The organism is Neobittarella massiliensis (ex Bilen et al. 2018), assembly GCF_014269355.1.
GTDB lineage: Bacteria > Bacillota > Clostridia > Oscillospirales > Ruminococcaceae > Neobittarella > Neobittarella massiliensis.
On the sequence record NZ_JACOGI010000002.1, the window covers coordinates 417,045 to 435,160 of the forward strand.

The following is an 18,116-nucleotide window of genomic DNA, read 5'->3' on the forward strand; positions in this document are numbered from 1 at the left end:
GTATGATAAGCATAGTAGCTTACAGATCACTTATCAACCGACAATCTTTGCCCTCAGTGTTGGGCCCTAAGGAGAAGAAGCAGCGTGAATAAGCAACCCGAGATCACTGCCAAGACAAGAGAGGCGTCTGCCACTTCTTTTTGTACTTTATATGCGCAAAAATCTATCGATAAAATTACGGTGAAAGAGATCACGGCTCTTGCCGGCTATAATAGAAGTACTTTTTATCAGTATTTTGATGATATCTATGATCTGCTAGATTATGTGGAAGATAGCTTGTTGACCCTAATGAAAAAGTCGTGGGAAGTGGAAAGCGGTGCGCTGTTTACCCCCGACCTGGATCTATTGCGCGCGTTTTTTGCAGACAACGAGATATTTTTAAGAGCTGTATTGGGCGATTACGGGAGTGTGCATTTTATTGCTCGCCTCCAAGAGGAGCTGCCCCTTTCCGGATTGCAAAATACTTTTCCCGCGGCCGAACATCTGATGCCTTACCTGATCGAGTTTCACCTCTCCACCTCTCTGGCTCTTTTTCGTGTTTGGCTACGTCGCGGAAAGGACCTACCGGCAGATAAATTGCTTACTTTGATACATGCGTGCTATGCAGGGGGCAGCGCTGCCTTTTTAAGATCGTGCAGATGAAGACCGTGTGGGTGGTGTAGACAGGATAGAGGGAAAAATGTGTCGGCGGTACAGCAGCGCAAGCGCGGTCTCTACTGGCGAAAAGATATGTTGACGGGCGACATAAAAAGGCCCGCCACACGGTGTGGCGGGCCTTTTGGCCGGGGGGGGGTTAAGGCTGGATATCGGTGTCGGCAAAGAGCTCTTTGACCGAGGTGGCCAGACCGGCCAGCGACTGGATCTCGGAGGGGATGATGATCTTGGTGGCGCGGCCATCGGCGGCTTTGGCAAAGGCCTCCAGCCCCTTGAGGGCCACCACCTTTTCGTTGGGATCGGCCTCGTTGAGCAGCTTGAGGCTGTCGGCGTAGGCCTTTTGCACCATGACGATGGCCTCCGCCTCGCCCTGCGCCTCGCGGATCTTCTGCTCTTTGACGGCTTCGGCGCGCAGGATGGCCGACTCTTTTTCGCCTTCGGCCACCAGGATCTGGCTGCGTTTTTCGCCTTCGGCCTTTAAGATGGACTCGCGGCGCAGGCGCTCGGCTTTCATCTGGCGCTCCATAGCGTCCTGGATCTCTTTGGGGGGGACGATGTTTTTGACCTCCACCCGGTTGACCTTGATGCCCCATTTGTCGGTGGCCTCGTCGAGGATGGCGGTGATGCGGTTGTTGATGACGTCGCGGGAGGTGAGCGTATTATCCAGCTCTAAGTCGCCGATGATGTTGCGCAGGGTGGTGGCGGTGAGGAACTCGATGGCGGACAGGGGATTGTTGACCCCGTAGGTGAAGAGTTTGGGATCGGTGATCTGGAAAAAGACCACCGTGTCGATCTGCATGGTGACGTTGTCTTTGGTGATGACTGCCTGGGGGGCAAAGTCGACCACCGTCTCTTTGAGGGAGACTTTTTTGGCCACCCGGTCGATGAAGGGGATCTTGAAGTGCAGACCGGTCTGCCAGGTCTGGTAGTAGGTGCCGATGCGCTCCACCACGTAGCTGTGGGCTTGCGGCACCACCCGGATGTTGGCGACGAGCACGATGAGCACCAGCGCGATGAGCGCCAGCAGGATGTATAACCACAACATAGGCATAGAGACGACCTCCTCGATCGTATTATGATGGCGGGCGCTAGCGCCCGGTGGGTGCGAAAATAGGCGCGGCCGGCGCCGGAGGATAGAGGATACCTTATTACAAATTACAAGTTACTGGCTGTAGGGGCGGGCTTAGCAGTGGGCTATTTTTGGACAGGGGATACCAGCAGCTTGACCCCCTCGATATGATCGACCCGCACCAGCGTGCTTTTGGGGATGTCGCTGCCGTCGAGGCTGCGGGCGGCCCAGCTCTGCCCCGAGAGGTAGACCCGGCCGGCCGCTTTGACGTTGGAGATATCCTCGGTCACGGTGGCGGTTTGGCCGATGAGCATGTCGGCGTTGGTGGGCTGGCTGCGGCCCTTCATATACCTGCGGCACAGCGGGCGGGTGGCGGCCAGCAGGATGCCGCTGAGCGCAAAGAACACCAGCAGCTGGACCCAGAACAGACTGCTGAACAGGGAGGTGAGCAGCGCGCCCACCGCCCCGGCGGCAAACCAGATAGAGACCAGCGCGGGAGAGGCGGCCTCGAGCAGGGCGAAGACCACGATGGCGGCCAGCCAACCGATAGCGTAATAGTTCATCTTGAAGACCCTCTTTCTCGCGGGCTGACAGACTGCGGCAGCAGTATGTCCCAACTCGGCGGCGGCCGGCTGTGGGCCGCTGCCTGTTTACACCTACAATGTAGCATAGCGGCATATAAAATGCAACGAAAATCCCCGCTGTTTGGCGCGTGGCTGTGTGTCCTGCCAAAAGAGCAGGGAAAAATACGGCCCAATACTGTGCGGATATGCTGATTGATGGCGGATTTGTGCACAAATCCACTGCTGGGGTGTAATTGTGGTGGATAATAGCGGTTTTACCGCCATTTTTTCGGCACAAAATCGATTGCGCCGGCGGTATCGGCTGTGTTAGAATATGGGCATACGAGCAAATGCCCACCCAAACTAAGGAGGTTCTTATTTATGATCACTCAGATCTACTCTCTGAAAACTGTTGACGAGGCTCTGGCCTGCATCGAGGTCGGCGCCACCAATATCGGTGTGAACCCCACCGCCAAGAATTCCGGCAAAACTTTTGACGAGGCTCTGGCCGAGAGCAAAGCTATTTTTGACGCAGTCGGCGACAAGGCCACCAAAGTGGCCCTGACCATCGACGACACCGAGGAAGAGCGCACCAAGATCATCGAGACGCTGCACCCGGACATTCTGCACATCTCGGGTGCTGAGGACGACGCCACCCCCGAGCTGGTAGCGGAGCTGAAAGCCAAATACCCCGGCATGAAGATCATGCAGGCAGTGCCCATGACCGGCCCGGAGGCCATCGACAAGGCGATCGCCTTCTCGAAATTCTGCGACCTGCTGATCCTCGACTCGGTGCTGACCGGTGTGATCGGTACCGGCGCGGCCGGTGTGACCCACGACTGGGCCTGGGACAAGGCGATCGTGGACGGGGCCAGCTGCCCGGTCATCATTGCCGGCGGCTTAGGGCCGGACAACGTGGCCGACGCCATCAAGGCCGTTCGCCCCTACGGTGTGGACTCGCTGACCAAGACCAATAAAAACGGCACCAACCTGGGCGAGAAAGACATCGAGAAGGTGCGCCTGTTCTGCGAGCGGGCACACGCCACCGCCAAAGAGCTGGGCATTTAACAGCAGACAGACCTTTTATGAGAGCGGGCCATGCGGCCCGCTCTTTTTTTGTGCGGCGGCGCCGGGTGCTGGCGGCTATAGGGAGAATGTGCTAAAATAAGAGAAAATATACCCTGCACGCGGGGCTTTGCGGCTCAAAAAACAGGCTGGGCCATTAGCCGCGGATCACAGACAGGGAGAGTGGGGAGATGAGCGGCGTGACCGACAGGAGCGCGCGCCCGGCGGATGACCGGGGCGATAGGCAGGCAGATACCGTGTTTTTTGGCGGTGTGGTGAGGACGATGGAGCCGCCGGCAGCCCCCGGGCGGCGGGAGCGCGCGCTGCCCACGGCGGTGGCGGTAAAGGACGGGGTGATCGTGCGGGTGGGCAGCGACCGGGAGATATGCGCGCTGGCCGGGCCGCACACCCGCAGTGTGGACCTGGCCGGCCGGCTGCTGCTGCCGGGCTTTCACGACAGCCACCTGCACCTGCTCAGCTACGGGTTGAGCCTGGAAAAGGTGTACCTGGACGGGGCGACGAGCATCGATGAGATCGTGCGGCGGGGCAGGGACTTTTTGCGGCAGAGCGGCGGCCCGCGGGGCGGCTGGATACAGGGGCGGGGCTGGAACAACGAGCTGTGGCCGGGCCGCCGCTTTCCCAACCGCTACGACCTGGACCGCATCAGCACCGATCACCCGGTGACCTACACCCACACCTGCGGGCACATCATCGCCGTCAACTCGAAGGCGCTGGAGGTGATGGGGGTGACGCGGGACACCCCCCAACTGCCCGGCGGGCAGATAGATGTCGACGAGCGCGGCGAGCCGCTGGGCATTTTTAGAGAGGAGGCCCGGGTGCTGGTGTACGAGGCCATCCCCCAGCTGGAGGTGGCCGACATCAAGCGGTTGCTGGTGCTGGGGGCCCAGCGGGCACTGCGCTGCGGGCTGACGGCGCTGCAGACAGATGACTTTGAGGCGGTGCCGGAGGAGGATTTCCCCCGGGTCATCGAGGCCTATACCCAGCTGGCCCAGGAGGGGGCGCTGCCGGTGCGCGTATTTGAGCAGTGCCTGCTGCCGCGGCCGGAGCAGCTGCGCCGGTTTTTAGAGATGGGCTACACCACCGGCTACCAGGTGGGGCGCTTTAAGATCGGGCCGCTGAAATTGCTGGCCGACGGCTCGCTGGGTGGGCGCACCGCCTTTTTAGATCGGCCCTACGCCGACTGCCCCAGCACCTGCGGTATCGGCGTGTTCAGCCAGCAGCAGCTCGACGAGCTGGTGGAGACCGCCCACCGGGCGGGCATGCCGGCGGCCATCCACTGTATCGGCAACGCCACCATGCAGATGGCGCTTGACAGCATCGAGCGCGCCCAGCTGCGCTGGCCCCGGGCGGACATGCGCCACAGCATCATCCACTGCCAGATCACCGACCAGCCGCTGCTTCAGCGCTTTCGCGCGCTGGGGGTGATCGCCCACATCCAACCGGTATTCGTGGCCGGGGACTGGCATATCGCCGCCGACCGGGTGGGCGAGGAGCTGGCCGCCACCAGCTATAACTGGCAGACGATGGCGCAGCTGGGCATCCCCATAGCCTGCGGGTCGGACTGCCCGGTAGAGCGTTTTGACGTGATGGAAAATATCTACTGCGCTGTGACCCGGCAGGACTTTAACGGCCAGCCGGCCGGCGGCTGGTACCCCCAGCAGCGGCTGACGGTGGAGCAGGCGGTGTACGGCCACACGATGGGTGCGGCCTACGCCTCGTACGACGAGCGGGTGAGCGGCAGCTTATCGGTGGGCAAGCGGGCGGACATGGCGGTGGTGGACCGGGACATCTTTACCATACCGCCCGCACAGATCAAAGAGGCCCGGGTAGTGATGACGGTACTGGACGGAGAGATCGTATATGAGCGAGAAGAGAGGTAGAGACCAGTGGAGATGAAGAGACTGACCGAGCGGGTGTACATGACCGGTCACGACCACGCCACTGACCGGCCGGCGCTGGGCGCGATCGTGGGGGAGCGGGCGACGCTGATCGTGGACAGCGGCAACTCGGCCGCCCACGCCCGCCTGTTTTTAGAGCAGCTGGCGGCGGTGCCGGGGGCCGAGCCCCGCTACCTGGCGCTGACCCATTGGCACTGGGACCACGTGTTTGGGGCCGCCGAGATGGACCTGACCACCATCGCCCACCCGCTGACCCAGCAAAAGCTGCGCCAGATGCAGAGCTACCGCTGGGACGACGCCGCGCTGCAGGAGCGGGTACAGACCGGCGAGGAGATCGCTTTTTGCGCCGAGAACATCATCAAAGAGCACCCCGGTGCGCTGCGGGAGAGCATTGCCATACGGCCGGCAGATATTTTGTATGACGGCCGCCTGACGGTAGACCTGGGCGGGGTGACCTGCGAGATCTTTTCACTGGGCGGTGAACACAGCGCCGACAGCACCGCCGTGTACTGCCCTCAGGAGCAGGTGCTGTTTTTGGGAGACGGCATGTGCCAGGAGATGTTTGAGGGCCCCTGGAGCTACGACCTGCCGGACTACGAGGCGCGGCTGCAGAAGATCGAGGGGCTGCCCTGTAAGTGGTATGTAAACGCCCACTGGGACCCCCAAAACGCCGATGACTTTGCCCGCGCGGCGGCGCAGATGCGCGCGCTGGGCAAGCTGGTGGGAGCCGAGACCGACAGCGTGCGGGTGTATGCCCAGTACCGGCGGCAGTACGGCGCAGAGCCCGATGAGGCGGCCCGGGAGATACTGGATTCGTACCTGTGGGGCAACCGCAAGCGGGGCCGGCAGCCGTTGCGGTGACCGGTGAAATGTGTTACACTGAGTAAAATACTGCGGGGAGGTGAGACGAGATGCACGTGGAGGAGTCTAAGGAGAACTATCTGGAGACGATACTGCTGCTCAAGCGCAAAAAGGCGTATGTGCGCTCGGTGGATGTGGCCGAGGCGATGGGCTTTTCTAAGCCCAGTATCAGCCGGGCCATGGGGATACTCAAAGAGGTCGGGTATGTGACCATCGAGCCCGACGGCAACATCCAGCTCACCGAGTCGGGCCGCCAGCGGGCCGAGTCTGTGTACGAGCGCCATCGGCTCATCACCGATTTTTTGGTAGAGACGGTGGGGGCCGACCCCGCCATCGCCGAGCAGGACGCCTGCAAGATCGAGCACATCATCAGCCCGGAAGTGTTTGCCGGCATCAAGGCCTACCTGCGCAAGTAGGCGCTGACTGAAAACAGTAAAAAAGAGAGAGGTCCGCTTTTCCGGTGGGGAAGGCGGGACCTCTCTTTTTTTGCGGCGCGAATGTGCTGCGGGCGGCAGTAGTGCTGTAGCGCGCAGTGTACAGCTTATAGTGTGCGGTTCGTTTATGGGGTCTGCACGGCATAGCGGTGCAGGGTGCAGCGGCGAAAGGCGGCGTAGGACTCGGCCCGCTGCGCGAGCTGGCGCTCACCGGCGGAGGAGAGCGGCTCCCACAGCGCGGCGGTGAGCTCGATCTTGTCGGCGCGGGTCTTGGCTTTCCAGGTGCCGATGATACGGCCACCCTGCAGCACGGCGCCGGGGCTGGCCACCGTTTTCCACACGGTGCGCTGCCGCGCTTTGTCGGGCAGCAGCAGCGCGCGGTCGCGCAGGTCGAGATAGGGGTCGTGAGCGCCCAGCAGGAGCAGGCGCTGCGGGTCGCTGTCGGCGCGGTGCAGGGCGGGGATATCGGCAGCCAACAGATAGCGGGTCCGGCCGTCGACGGTCACCGGCTCCAGCTCGTCGGCCACGGTCTGCCACAGGCGGGCCGCCTGCCGGGGACTGCAGCCCAGCCAGTCGGTGAGATCGCGGGTGGTGGCGGGGCCGTGGCAGTGTAGAAATTTGCGCACCAGGTCGCGTCCGGCGTGGGGGGCGGGAGAGGGGCGGTAACCCAGCCAGTTTTCAAAAGAGGTAAAGGTGGGACTGCCTGCCTGCCGCCGGCCGAACACCACCTGGCGATAAAAGGAGCAGGGCCGCAGCAGAAAAGACACGGCGGCCCCGCCGACGGTCTGCCGGTCCGGCGCGCCGTGCATGGAGGGGGCGTTCCAGCGGGCGAGCTTATCCGGCGGCAGCTGCGCCGCCACCTGCTGGGCCAGCAGGCGGTCCAGCGCCTCTTTGCTGTGGACCGTTTGCTGCTGTAGAATCTGGGCGGCGCTGCGCACCAGCGGCAACAGCTCGTCGAAGGACATGTCCAGGTGCTCCAGGGCGGCGGTGATGCCGCGGGTGTACACCCAGGGCTGCTCGCCCGGCTGGGCGATGAGCGAGGTGAGAAAGGTGCCGGACTCACCGGTGGGGAATACGGCGGGGACGCCGCGAAAGCTCCAGGCCTGCAGCAGTGTTTTGTCGCTGTACAGCGCCTGGTGGAGCTGCTCGAGCGCACAGCCGGGCAGGCGGCAGAACAGCGCTGTCTCCCAGGCGCCGGGGGGCGAATTTTGCAGCCCGCAGGCGCCGGCGGCGGGCAGCAGCAGAGAGGCGGGATAGTCGCGGTCGAGGTGGTGGGCGCGCAGGCGAAAGCTGCGCAGTTGGTGGGAGGAAAAGCACATAGTTATTGTACTCCTTTGCTAAATCGCAGTAGATGAAGAATACGTATCATTTTACTAATAAAAATATTTTTTGAAGATTTACATTTAAACGTCTTAACGTCTTTATATAGATGTAGGGCAAATCAGAATGGCGCCATCTGAAAAAGTTCTGCAGAAAAAGAAGTTTTAGAAAAAGGAGTGTTTTTACTATGGCACAAAAACTGATCCAGCCTTTAAACAACGCTGGCATTACGGCTTCGTACAAATGGGGGACCAAGTATGAGAGCTCTTACGGCTTTACCCACTATGGTCAGGATCTAGTGGGGCTATTTCAGACAGATCCGGATGCGGTATATGCACAGGGATCCGGTATCGTGGCATTTGCCGGCTGGGATAACGTCTGTGGAAATGTGGTAGGCATTATCTACGATGAGGCGGTAAATCATTTTGATGGTGGGTCTTATAAAGTAGTCGGGAGATATTTTCATATGGCGAGTATCAAGGTCTCTCAGGGACAGCGAGTGACAAAGGATACGCAAATTGGCGTTGTGGGTGCAACTGGTCAGTATGTTGACGGCAAACATCTTCATGTGGAAATGGACAAAGATATTAATTACCCCAATTATACACCTACTCTATCTGGTGACTCGAACATACTTAAGGCAGGATATAGGGGATCTTCGGATACCAGTATCGACCCGATGCGTATGATGCATTGTAAAGAATCTCACCCTGATTATCAGTATATCAAGGTAATGAATGGCAGCGATTGGGTAGATCCCCGCGATGCGCAAATCCCCCACATCTAAAAAAAGGGCCCATATGGGCCCTTTTTTTGTGAGTAAAGAAGATAGGTATGGTGCACGCTCCCCGTTTTTAAAAATACAGCTGTTTGTATCAACTTATAGTATGACATGCAATATACTGAAAGGAATCGGTACCTGATAATGCGATGGTTAATGCTTTAGTGCCTACTTTTACATCGTCGGCTTCTTTGAAGTAATCCACAGTTATCTCAATAGTGTCACCATGTACTTTGTAATCGCTAACATTGGTGTAATATCTTTCTCCGCTTACACTGTTGACCATGATGGCATAGGACTGTTTATCGGGGACATAACAATAGGATTTTTGTACTTGCTGTGCAGATAATCCAAAATAGGTCTTGGCAAAAGTTTCTACATCACTTTGACTAAATAGATATCCATAGGGTTTTTGATCATAGGACTCACCATATTTAGGTACACCTGGGTCTTTATCTTCGTACTTGGCATAAAAATAACTCCATCCCAAGACTTTATTGACATCCAATTCGTCGGCCGTAGACCAGTCCTCTTGTAATCCTATGAGCATACCATAAGGCTTGACGTACAAATTATGAACTTCTTCATTACGGAGTTTGATAGAAGAGCTCTCTGAAGAGGTGGAGACAGATGAGGACGAATGGGTATCGGTATTTGCTTTTTTGCATCCAGTGCCGATAAAGCCCAAAATACAGAATACGATGACCATATATATACCGAGTTTTTTCACAAGATCCCCTCTTTCTATTTAATACAGAAAAAATGAATACTACATCTTACATATAATTATATAGAAAAATATTGAACTTGTGAATAATATAGTTTACCTAAATAAATGATTTCAGATTGTTTATTATGTCGTTTAAAAAGAATATATTGTTGATAATTACCATATTTAATTAATAATATACATGTTTTTAAGATTACTAAGAGCTTTGTTATGAATAAGTCTAATATTTTGTCGGGTGTAACCCATTAAGATTGCAATCTTTTATATGGAGAAACCATACCAATATCTTAGATATATGACCGTTTTTTGCTTTTGCTCTAATAGAGCGATACAACTTCTAAGCTCAATGCCTGATATATCCTTCTCTGCGTCTTTATCTAAAACATTTTGGTCATCGATATCCAAACTGAGGCGTGGCCTTTTGCGATGAAGATAGTATACATGATGCACAATGAACTGGTGCATGTACTTTATCACTTGTGCATTGAGGCTTGGGCCTTTAAAATTTTGAAGCGGCATTTTGTAAATAAGTTCTAGGAGAAATAGCTGGATATCACTTTTCCATCATCACCTAGACGATAAGCGTATTTTTCGATCAGAGGGGTAAAATCTGTAATAATTTTTAGTACAGCCTCATCAATTCCATTTTTTGCATGTTGAACCGTGATAAATATCGAATCGCCCCATTTGTCCATAGAAATAGCTTCCAAGCAATAGTTTTAAAAATAGCACAAACTATAAGATTGTTATATTAAAATTAGAACAAACAAATAGAACAAGTTTTACTGTGCTGGTCATGTACAGATAGCTTCATAATTTTACAGTTTATTTATAGATATATGTAAAAAACTGGATAAAATGGAAAAAGTGGGGCGGTGGGGAAAATCCTTGATGTTAGCCATTGACAAATTCGGTTAGCGGTGGTAAACTCTAGCTGTAGTTAGAGATAGGCAACTTTTGATAGCGGTTGCAAACACCCCGTTTGGGGAGAGCGGAAAGGAGACGGTGATGATGCCCCTGACCTTTGCAGAGGTAGGTAAACAGACCACCATCAAACAGATACGCGGTCGAGATGACACCCAGAAGTTTTTGGGCAATCTGGGCTTTGTGGTGGGCGGCGCGGTCACCGTGGTGGCCGAGACCGGCGGCAACGTGATCGTAAACGTAAAGGATACCCGGCTGGCCATCAGTAAAGCCATGGCGGGTCGCATCATCGTATAGCCGGGGCTGCCGCCGGGGGCGGGAGGACCGCTCTCTGGGCGGCAGCCCTTTTATACATATATAAAGAGAGGAGCAAGTGAGATGAAGACACTGCGGGAAGTGGAGTGCGGCAAGACCGCCACAGTACACCGGCTCACCGGCGAGGGCCCCCTGAAGCGCCGCATCATGGATATGGGCATTACCAAAGGGACTCAGATCTATGTGCGCAAGGTGGCGCCGCTGGGCGATCCCATCGAGGTGACGGTGCGCGGGTATGAGCTGTCGATCCGCAAGTCGGAGGCGGAAAATATCCAGGTATCGCTGTAGGGCGGTGTGCGCGGCGTGCGGGCCGCGTCTTTTAAGGCCCTGTAGTTAGTCGATGCTAATCAAGAGGAGAGGAGAAACGCTATGAAGTCGTGTATCGCGCTTGCCGGCAACCCCAACTGCGGCAAGACCACCATGTTTAACGATCTCACCGGCTCGACCCAGTATGTGGGCAACTGGCCGGGAGTCACGGTAGAGAAAAAGGAGGGCAAGCTCAAGGGCGACAAGGAGGTGACCATCACCGACCTGCCGGGCATCTACTCGCTCTCTCCGTATACGCTGGAGGAGGTGGTGAGCCGGAACTATCTGATCCAGGATCACCCCGACGGGATCTTGAACCTGATCGACGGCACCAACATCGAGCGCAACCTGTATCTGACCACCCAGCTGTTGGAGATCGGTCTGCCCATGGTGGTGGCGCTCAACATGATGGACCTGGTGAAGAAAAACGGCGACGTCATCGACGCGGGCAAGCTCGCCGATGCGCTGGGTTGCCCGGTGGTCGAGACCTCGGCCCTGAAAGGACAGGGCTCGGTGGAGGCGGCCAAGCGGGCGGTGGCGGAGGCCGCCGCCGGGCACCGGCCACAGAAGCGGCAGTTTTACACCGAAGAGGTGGAGGGGGCCATTGCCGAGATCGAGGGCGTCATCGCCGGCAAGGTGCCGGCAGAGAACATCCGCTGGTACGCGGTGAAGCTGTTTGAGCGCGACGAGAAGGTGCTGGATGTGCTGGCGCTGGACGGCGCGGCAGCGCAGAAGGTCGAGGAGATCACCGCCCGCTGTGAGGAGTGGCTGGACGACGACAGCGAGAGCATCATCACCAACCAGCGCTATACCTTTATCGCCGCGGTGGTGAAAAAATGTGTGCGCAAGCGCCGTACCGGTATGACCACCTCTGACAAGATCGACCGCATCGTCACCAACCGCTGGCTGGCGCTGCCCATCTTTGCGGCGGTGATGTTCGTGGTGTACTTCGTGTCGGTCAGCTGGCTGGGGACCATCGTCACCGACTGGACCAACGACACGCTGTTCGGCGGACTTATCTCTAACTGGGCCACCGGCGCGCTGACGGCGGTGGGGGCGGCCGACTGGCTGGTGGGCCTCATCGTGGACGGCATCATCGGCGGTGTGGGCGCTGTGCTGGGCTTTGTGCCGCAGATGCTCATCCTATTCTTCTTCCTATCGATCCTGGAGGACTGCGGCTACATGGCCCGCGTGGCGTTCATCATGGACCGCATCTTCCGCAAATTCGGGCTGTCGGGCAAGAGCTTTATCCCCATGCTCATCAGCTCCGGCTGCGGCGTGCCGGGCATTATGGCCACCAAGACCATTGAGAACGAAAAAGACCGCCGCATGACCATCATGACCACCACCTTTATCCCCTGTGGGGCCAAGTTGCCGGTCATCGCGCTCATCGGCGGGGCCATGTTCCCCAGCATTCCCTGGATGGCACCGGCCATGTACTTTATGGGCATCGCTGCGGTCATCGTATCGGGCATCATCCTCAAAAAGACCCGCGGCTTTGCCGGCGACCCGGCCCCGTTTGTCATGGAGCTTCCCCAGTACCACGTGCCGGCCCCCAAAGGCGTGCTCATCCACATGTGGGAGCGCGGAAAGGCGTTTATCATCAAAGCCGGTACCGTTATCTTTGTGGCCTGCGGCCTCATCTGGTTCTTGAGCAACTTCGGCTTTGCCGGCGGCAGCTTCGGCATGGTCGCCGAGGAGGAGAGCCTGTTGGCAGTGGTGGGCAAGTTTATCGCCCCCATCTTTGCCCCGCTGGGCTTTGACAACTGGAAAGCCGCAGTGGCCACGGTATCGGGCCTGGTGGCCAAAGAGAACGTGGTGGGCACCTTTGGCGTGCTGTTTGGCCTGGGCGCCGACATCGCCGAGGACGACCCGGGTCTGCTCGTTCAGATCCAGACCATGTTCCCCTACGCGGCGGCGGCACTGTCGTTTTTGGTGTTCAATCTGCTGTGCGCACCCTGCTTTGCCGCTATCGGCGCCATCAAGCGCGAGATGGCCAGCGCCAAGTGGACCTTGGCGGCCATCGGCTACCAGACCGTTTTGGCCTACGCTGTATCGATGATGGTATACCAGTTTGGTATCGTGCTCTTTAGCGGAGCCGCCTTTGGGATAGGTACTGCGGCGGCACTGGTGGTGCTCATCGCCGGGCTGTGGCTGCTGCTGCGCCCCACCCCCAAGAATAAGCGGCGTGAGATGGCCCGTGCGGCCACTGCTGCCCGCTAGATAAACTGTATGTGCGCCCCTTTGTTCGGGCGGGAGAGGAGAGACCCCTATGCTCGCATTTTTGGCTGATAATCTGGCCACGATCCTCATCTCGGCGGTGCTGCTGGCCCTGTTCGTGCTGGCGGTGCGGCATCTGCGCCGCAAATCTGCCGGCGGCGGGTGCGGGTGCGGCTGTTCTGGCTGCCCCCACGCCGGGGGCTGCCCCTCCGCTAAGGGGAAGGGATGAGCGCGCCCATGTCGACCGCCCGCCTGCGCTACCTGCTCACCATCTATCAGCTGGGGCAGGGCGGACCGGTGCGCTCGGTGCAGATCGCCGACCGGCTGGATGTGACCAGAGCCAGCGTAAACCGCATGCTGGCAGTGCTGACCCGAGAGCAGGTGGTACAAAAAGAGCACTACGGCCGGGTGCAGCTGACTGCACAGGGATTAGAGCTGGCCAGCCGCTGCTGGCGGCAGTACAGCGACCTGTGCCAGGTACTTGAGAGCCGGCTGGACCTGCCGGCCGAGCAGCTCAGTTCGCAGGCCATCGCGGTGGTGGCCGACCTGGGACCCGACGGGGTCCAGGGTATTCTTGACAGTGTGGGGCGGCCGGCGTAGAGCGGCGCAGTGCCCACCGATACACCTCCTACTTTGCTATATATTTCGCCATGGGGCGCCGCCGGCAGCTAAAACTGCCGGCGGCGCCTTTTTGCAGAGCGGCAGACTGTAAGACAGCATGAAAAAGTGCTGGCGGCAGCTAAATTTTGTGCTATACTGGGAAAAAGAACACCATGTGACAGAATTTGCCCAAAGAGGAGGGGGACCTATGCCCAAAGTGACCCTGGGGACCACCGGTATCACGGTGGAGAAAAACGCCTTTGGCGCGCTGCCGGTGCAGCGGGTGAGCAAAGAGCAGGCGGCGGTGCTGCTGCAGAAGGCCTATGACGGCGGCATGCGCTTTTTTGATACGGCCCGCGCCTATTCTGACAGTGAGGAAAAGATCGGTCTGGCTCTGCGTGCAGTGCGGGAAGATATCTACATCTCATCGAAGACGATGGCCCTGACGGTGGAGGATTTTTGGCGCGACCTGCACACCAGCTTAGAGCTTTTGCGCACCGATTACCTGGATATCCTGCAATTTCACAACCCGCCGTTTTGCCCCAAGCCCGGCGACGGCAGCGGCCTATACGAGACTATGTGCGAAGCCAAGGAGCAGGGGCTCATCCGCCACATCGGCATTACCAACCACCGGTTGGCAGTGGCGCGCGAAGCGGTGGAGTCGGGCCTCTACGAGACGCTGCAGTTCCCCTTTTGCTACCTGGCTACGGAAAAGGATATCGAACTGGTGGAGCTCTGCCGACAGCACGAAGTGGGCTTTATCGCCATGAAGGCGCTGTCGGGCGGGCTGATCACTAACTCGGCCGCGGCGTACGCCTATCTGGCACAGTACGACAATGTGCTGCCTATCTGGGGCATACAGCGAGAGAGTGAGCTGGCGGAGTTTTTGTCGTATATCGATACGCCGCCGTCTATGACTGCTGAGCTGGCGGCGGTGATCGAGCGCGACCGGGGACAGCTGTTGGGCGAGTTCTGCCGCGGCTGCGGCTACTGCCAGCCCTGCCCGGCGGGCATCGAGATACAAAACAGCGCCCGCATGTCGCTGCTGTTGCGGCGCTCGCCGCCAGAGCCCTATCTCACCCCTGAGTGGCAGGAGAAGATGGCGCGTATCGACAACTGTATCCACTGCGGGCACTGCATGGAGCACTGCCCCTATGGGCTGAATACCCCGGAGCTGCTGCGCCAGAACTACGAGGACTACAAGACTTTTTTGTAAGCCTGCGGGCAGTACTGGCCGCAGGTGATAAGACTGTGAGAGAGCGCGACAAATTTTTTAAAAAAATTTGAAATTAGGGGTTGCCAAATAAAGAGCAATCGTATATAATAACTCTTGCAGTCGCGGATATGGCGGAATAGGCAGACGCGCTAGATTCAGGTTCTAGTCGGGGCAACTCGGTGGAGGTTCAAGTCCTCTTATCCGCACCATATGAAAGCTACATTTTGAGAGATCAAAATGTAGCTTTTTTATTTGGCGAGGATGCTTACATACTGTTCTCTGACGGGTGGAAACCCGCAACTTTTGCCATATACAGCTAAAGAACAAAACAGGTGATGTTTAAAACGAACAGATGATACGGCAGCTCACAATTTTCTGGCCTTGTTTTTAACTGTACCTGGCCGTAATAAATACGGCATGCATTCCTTACATACTTGGTGGGAGGCAAAAGCAGTACCACCGTAAATGAGAAAGGCATTGAAATCTTCCCGGCTATTGAGTATCAATGGTTTTTGTCGACCCAGTTTTTCTAATATGATCAGGCAGGATTCGGGAATAATCGGCCGCAGAGCATAGAGCTCCTCTTTTCCGTCTATACCCGCCCACTGCATTTTGCCCCGCAATGGGAAAGGTTCATCTTTCGGAGAAACTCGATCCAGTAATAGTCGGTTTCCTCGCGTATATGATTGTTTTGTACATTGCGATAAAATATATTTTTTGTCCGATAAAGCTCTAAAAATGATGCCTCGGCATTGTCGAAAAGTCCAAGCAGATAGTCTGTAGAGAGATCAAATATAGAGGCCAATTGAATGAGGCTATGTGTGCCAGGCGTGGACTGATCATTTTCATATCGGACGACAGATCTCTCTGAAACACCGATAAAATAGGTGAGTTGTTTGGTGGTGAGGCGACAGTGTTTTCTAGCGTGCCGTATACGTTCACTTGTTTTTGACATTTTTATCCCCCCTGCGGCTATCTTAGTGGTTTTCCTTCTAAGAACAACAGGACAATTTTGTCACCTATAGACCAAATAAAATTGCGCAAATGATGGTGCGCAATAGATATAACGGCAGTAGAAAAGCGCGCCATATGGACAGGGCTTGCTGTAGAGCGGTGTTGGCGCATGCTATGTATGCGCCAACACAAAAGCCCCTATTTATGAAGTAGTGTGCGGCTATCCCTAAAATATAGAGAGCAGCGCCGCTTTTTAAGGCGGCGCCTTTGTGCTATAGTAGGTGTGTAGAAATGCGCATTTTTAGACAGGGGGACCTTATGGAGTTCAGGACATATCCGTTTGGCGAGGTGGGGCAGTATTTTTCAGCCGATATCATGGCTGTATACAAAGGCCGGTGGCTGTTTTGTATGCACCGGGAGCGGGAGACTTGGGAGCACCCCAGCGGCTATATCGAGGTCGGGGAGACACCGCTGGAGGCGGCCAAGAGAGAGCTGCATGAGGAGACCGGAGCGATAGATTTTGAGATAGAGCCGCTGTGCGATTACTACATAGACGGCGACCTGAACGGCACCCATTTTCGGGGTGGCGGGCAGGTCTATTTGGCGGTGGTGCACAAATTGGGGGCGCTGCCGCGCGGTAGCGAGATGCGCAAGGTGGGCCTGTTTGACCACCTGCCAGAAAAGCTGACCTACCCCATCCTGCGCGAGTATTTCCCGATCGCCCAGGAGAAGTGGCGGTCGCACACAACCGGCTGAGAGTTCGCTCCTGCCCAGCCCGGGGAAAGTATTTTGAGGACACTGCACGGGGCGGTGTCGGCCCACACCGCTATCGCAGACTCATGAGTTTTCGGCCGCTACCGGAAGCCCCCGCCACGACCCATACCGGCTCGATGGCGGGAGCCCTTGACCGGTTGGTGTGAAGGATGACGGTGCGCACAGATACTGATGTGCGCAGGCTGGGGCTGTAAAAATAGGTAAAAAGGAGGGGGAGCGTTGCACGATATACTGTTGGCGCGCGAAAAACAGTTTTTTGTGCGCGTCTATACCTCCGACCGCAGCTGGCTAGAAACGGTACTGCACCGCGATTTTTTGGAGTGTGGCAGTTCAGGGCGCCTATTTGGCCGCGAAGATACCATCCAGTCGCTGCTCGCTCTCACCGGGGACCGGGATATCACCATCTACAACTACCGCTGCAGTGCGCTGGGGCCGGGCTGCTGGCTGGTCAACTATATGACCGGGATGGGCGAAGACTGGTATTACCGGACTTCGATATGGGTGGGGCAAGCTGCACCGCAGCTGCGCTTTCACCAGGCGTCGCGGCTGGTGAAACGGGGAATGCCGACCACCTATTGAGCGGATCTTTGGCGGGTATGACCGGATAGTAGCCAGCGGTCAGTGGTCGGTAAAGAGGCCCGTCCGCCGCCAGATGGGATGAGAGACGGTGGCTCGAGTCTTAGCGGCCCATCACTGGTTAGACGGTAAAGAGAAAGAGCGCTCCCGCCCCGCCTGGATAGGCAGGGATGGGAGCGCTCCTTTTTATTAAATAGCGACGACCGGAGACGTGTACTAGTGGCTGTAGGTAAGCACCTGGATGTCGTCGCCGACTCTTTTTTTGATGGCATAGATCATCTGCTCGGCGTTGGGGCATGGAAATGCCAGCGGCGAGCCTTTGGTGATACAGGAGGATAACACGATGGTATCACACCCGCATTTGACCATATTTTCGGCCCGTGTTACCGCCTTTTTGCCGGGACAGCCGCCACAGGTGCTGATATTTACCAGCTCTACCTCATCTGCGCCCTGAAAGGCGCCGTGCTTATTCTTGATGGCCTTGAGACAGACCGTAGCGCCGCAGATATCCTCGGTCTGCATACATCTGATCAGTCCAACTTTCATGGTGTTCCCCCCGTATTTGCTGTTTTTTATCTATACTATAACACGTGCGCAAAAAGGGGTAAAGAGCAGAAACTTAGGGAAAACGGAAAAGATGCTACAGGCCGAACAAATTTTAAAGGGGTTATAGCAGGAATTGAAACTTCCCTATAGAGTGCACCGGCGGCAAGACAGGGGCGGGGCCGCTGTGCAAATAGCGAATACAAGTAAAATGAGCGGCGGATAGCGAATAAAGGGGATCTGGTACGCCGGTGTATCGGAGAAGAGAGCACAGGATGTGGGCGGTCAAAAG

At 56.8% G+C, this 18,116-nt stretch carries 21 protein-coding genes and 1 tRNA gene; 15 read left to right on the forward strand and 7 right to left on the reverse strand.

The genetic code is table 11. The features are described 5' to 3' along the window. Positions 1–84 precede the first annotated feature (84 nt). Positions 85–642 (forward strand): TetR family transcriptional regulator, encoded by a 558-nt coding sequence (locus tag H8K20_RS11025; RefSeq protein ID WP_186488441.1) that lies wholly within the window; start codon positions 85–87, stop codon positions 640–642. A gap of 151 nt (positions 643–793) precedes the next feature. Here H8K20_RS11025 and H8K20_RS11030 read toward each other — a convergent pair whose 3' ends face one another. Next, the gene (locus H8K20_RS11030) at positions 794–1,699 is read right to left on the reverse strand and encodes an SPFH domain-containing protein (RefSeq protein WP_105205457.1); all 906 of its coding nucleotides are present in this window, start codon (positions 1,697–1,699) and stop codon (positions 794–796) included. A gap of 149 nt (positions 1,700–1,848) precedes the next feature. Continuing rightward, the gene (locus H8K20_RS11035; protein WP_105205361.1) at positions 1,849–2,286 is read right to left on the reverse strand and encodes an NfeD family protein; all 438 of its coding nucleotides are present in this window, start codon (positions 2,284–2,286) and stop codon (positions 1,849–1,851) included. 381 nt (positions 2,287–2,667) lie between these two features. On the opposite strand from H8K20_RS11035, the gene H8K20_RS11040 reads away from it, so the two are divergent. From H8K20_RS11040 to H8K20_RS11055, 4 genes are all read left to right on the forward strand, one after another. Beyond that, positions 2,668–3,354, forward strand: coding sequence for a phosphoribosylanthranilate isomerase (locus H8K20_RS11040; RefSeq protein ID WP_105205360.1), 687 nt, complete (start codon positions 2,668–2,670; stop codon positions 3,352–3,354). Between the two features lie 188 nt (positions 3,355–3,542). After that, positions 3,543–5,252: an amidohydrolase gene (locus H8K20_RS11045; protein ID WP_186488442.1), complete on the forward strand. Its 1,710-nt coding sequence runs from the start codon at positions 3,543–3,545 to the stop codon at positions 5,250–5,252. A 12-nt stretch (positions 5,253–5,264) separates the two neighbouring features. After that, the gene (locus tag H8K20_RS11050; protein WP_243206493.1) at positions 5,265–6,131 is read left to right on the forward strand and encodes an MBL fold metallo-hydrolase; all 867 of its coding nucleotides are present in this window, start codon (positions 5,265–5,267) and stop codon (positions 6,129–6,131) included. Positions 6,132–6,187: 56 nt separating this feature from the next. Next, positions 6,188–6,547 carry an iron dependent repressor, metal binding and dimerization domain protein gene (locus H8K20_RS11055; RefSeq protein WP_186488547.1) on the forward strand — a complete coding sequence of 120 codons (360 nt, stop codon included), beginning with the start codon at positions 6,188–6,190 and terminating at the stop codon, positions 6,545–6,547. 143 nt (positions 6,548–6,690) lie between these two features. Here H8K20_RS11055 and H8K20_RS11060 read toward each other — a convergent pair whose 3' ends face one another. Beyond that, positions 6,691–7,884: a winged helix DNA-binding domain-containing protein gene (locus tag H8K20_RS11060; protein ID WP_186488444.1), complete on the reverse strand. Its 1,194-nt coding sequence runs from the start codon at positions 7,882–7,884 to the stop codon at positions 6,691–6,693. A 188-nt stretch (positions 7,885–8,072) separates the two neighbouring features. Between H8K20_RS11060 and H8K20_RS11065 the strand changes: the two genes are divergently transcribed. Beyond that, complete coding sequence (locus H8K20_RS11065) at positions 8,073–8,672, forward strand: M23 family metallopeptidase (RefSeq protein ID WP_105205357.1); 600 nt, start codon at positions 8,073–8,075, stop codon at positions 8,670–8,672. An 88-nt stretch (positions 8,673–8,760) separates the two neighbouring features. On the opposite strand, the gene H8K20_RS11070 is transcribed toward H8K20_RS11065, so the two are convergent. Continuing rightward, positions 8,761–9,396 (reverse strand): hypothetical protein, encoded by a 636-nt coding sequence (locus H8K20_RS11070; protein WP_129589438.1) that lies wholly within the window; start codon positions 9,394–9,396, stop codon positions 8,761–8,763. 533 nt (positions 9,397–9,929) lie between these two features. Beyond that, positions 9,930–10,091, reverse strand: a complete 162-nt coding sequence (locus H8K20_RS11075) for a hypothetical protein (RefSeq protein ID WP_186488445.1) — start codon at positions 10,089–10,091, stop codon at positions 9,930–9,932. Between the two features lie 262 nt (positions 10,092–10,353). Here H8K20_RS11075 and H8K20_RS11080 point away from each other — a divergent pair, with 262 nt between their 5' ends. From H8K20_RS11080 to H8K20_RS11110, 7 genes are all read left to right on the forward strand, one after another. Beyond that, on the forward strand, positions 10,354–10,617 hold the full coding sequence (locus H8K20_RS11080) for a FeoA family protein (RefSeq protein ID WP_341480840.1): 264 nt from the start codon (positions 10,354–10,356) through the stop codon (positions 10,615–10,617). An 81-nt stretch (positions 10,618–10,698) separates the two neighbouring features. Then, the gene (locus tag H8K20_RS11085; RefSeq protein WP_105205355.1) at positions 10,699–10,923 is read left to right on the forward strand and encodes a FeoA family protein; all 225 of its coding nucleotides are present in this window, start codon (positions 10,699–10,701) and stop codon (positions 10,921–10,923) included. Between the two features lie 81 nt (positions 10,924–11,004). Continuing rightward, positions 11,005–13,164: a ferrous iron transport protein B gene (gene feoB, locus H8K20_RS11090; RefSeq protein WP_186488446.1), complete on the forward strand. Its 2,160-nt coding sequence runs from the start codon at positions 11,005–11,007 to the stop codon at positions 13,162–13,164. Positions 13,165–13,213: 49 nt separating this feature from the next. Beyond that, positions 13,214–13,390, forward strand: a complete 177-nt coding sequence (locus H8K20_RS11095; RefSeq protein ID WP_105205353.1) for a FeoB-associated Cys-rich membrane protein — start codon at positions 13,214–13,216, stop codon at positions 13,388–13,390. Next, complete coding sequence (locus H8K20_RS11100; protein WP_186488447.1) at positions 13,387–13,761, forward strand: metal-dependent transcriptional regulator; 375 nt, start codon at positions 13,387–13,389, stop codon at positions 13,759–13,761. Before H8K20_RS11095 ends, H8K20_RS11100 begins: the two co-directional genes overlap by 4 nt. 208 nt (positions 13,762–13,969) lie before the next feature. Then, a complete protein-coding gene (locus H8K20_RS11105) occupies positions 13,970–14,977 on the forward strand; it encodes an aldo/keto reductase (RefSeq protein WP_186488448.1) in 1,008 nt (335 codons plus the stop codon). A 122-nt stretch (positions 14,978–15,099) separates the two neighbouring features. Then, positions 15,100–15,186 (forward strand) — tRNA-Leu (locus H8K20_RS11110). Between the two features lie 383 nt (positions 15,187–15,569). On the opposite strand, the gene H8K20_RS14325 is transcribed toward H8K20_RS11110, so the two are convergent. Beyond that, positions 15,570–15,932, reverse strand: a complete 363-nt coding sequence (locus H8K20_RS14325) for a helix-turn-helix domain-containing protein (protein ID WP_186488449.1) — start codon at positions 15,930–15,932, stop codon at positions 15,570–15,572. A 317-nt stretch (positions 15,933–16,249) separates the two neighbouring features. Between H8K20_RS14325 and H8K20_RS11120 the strand changes: the two genes are divergently transcribed. Next, the gene (locus tag H8K20_RS11120) at positions 16,250–16,687 is read left to right on the forward strand and encodes an NUDIX domain-containing protein (protein ID WP_186488450.1); all 438 of its coding nucleotides are present in this window, start codon (positions 16,250–16,252) and stop codon (positions 16,685–16,687) included. A gap of 237 nt (positions 16,688–16,924) precedes the next feature. Beyond that, on the forward strand, positions 16,925–17,284 hold the full coding sequence (locus H8K20_RS11125) for a nuclear transport factor 2 family protein (protein ID WP_105205348.1): 360 nt from the start codon (positions 16,925–16,927) through the stop codon (positions 17,282–17,284). A 213-nt stretch (positions 17,285–17,497) separates the two neighbouring features. On the opposite strand, the gene H8K20_RS11130 is transcribed toward H8K20_RS11125, so the two are convergent. Then, a complete protein-coding gene (locus tag H8K20_RS11130) occupies positions 17,498–17,827 on the reverse strand; it encodes a CGGC domain-containing protein (protein ID WP_105205347.1) in 330 nt (109 codons plus the stop codon). Positions 17,828–18,116 lie beyond the last annotated feature (289 nt).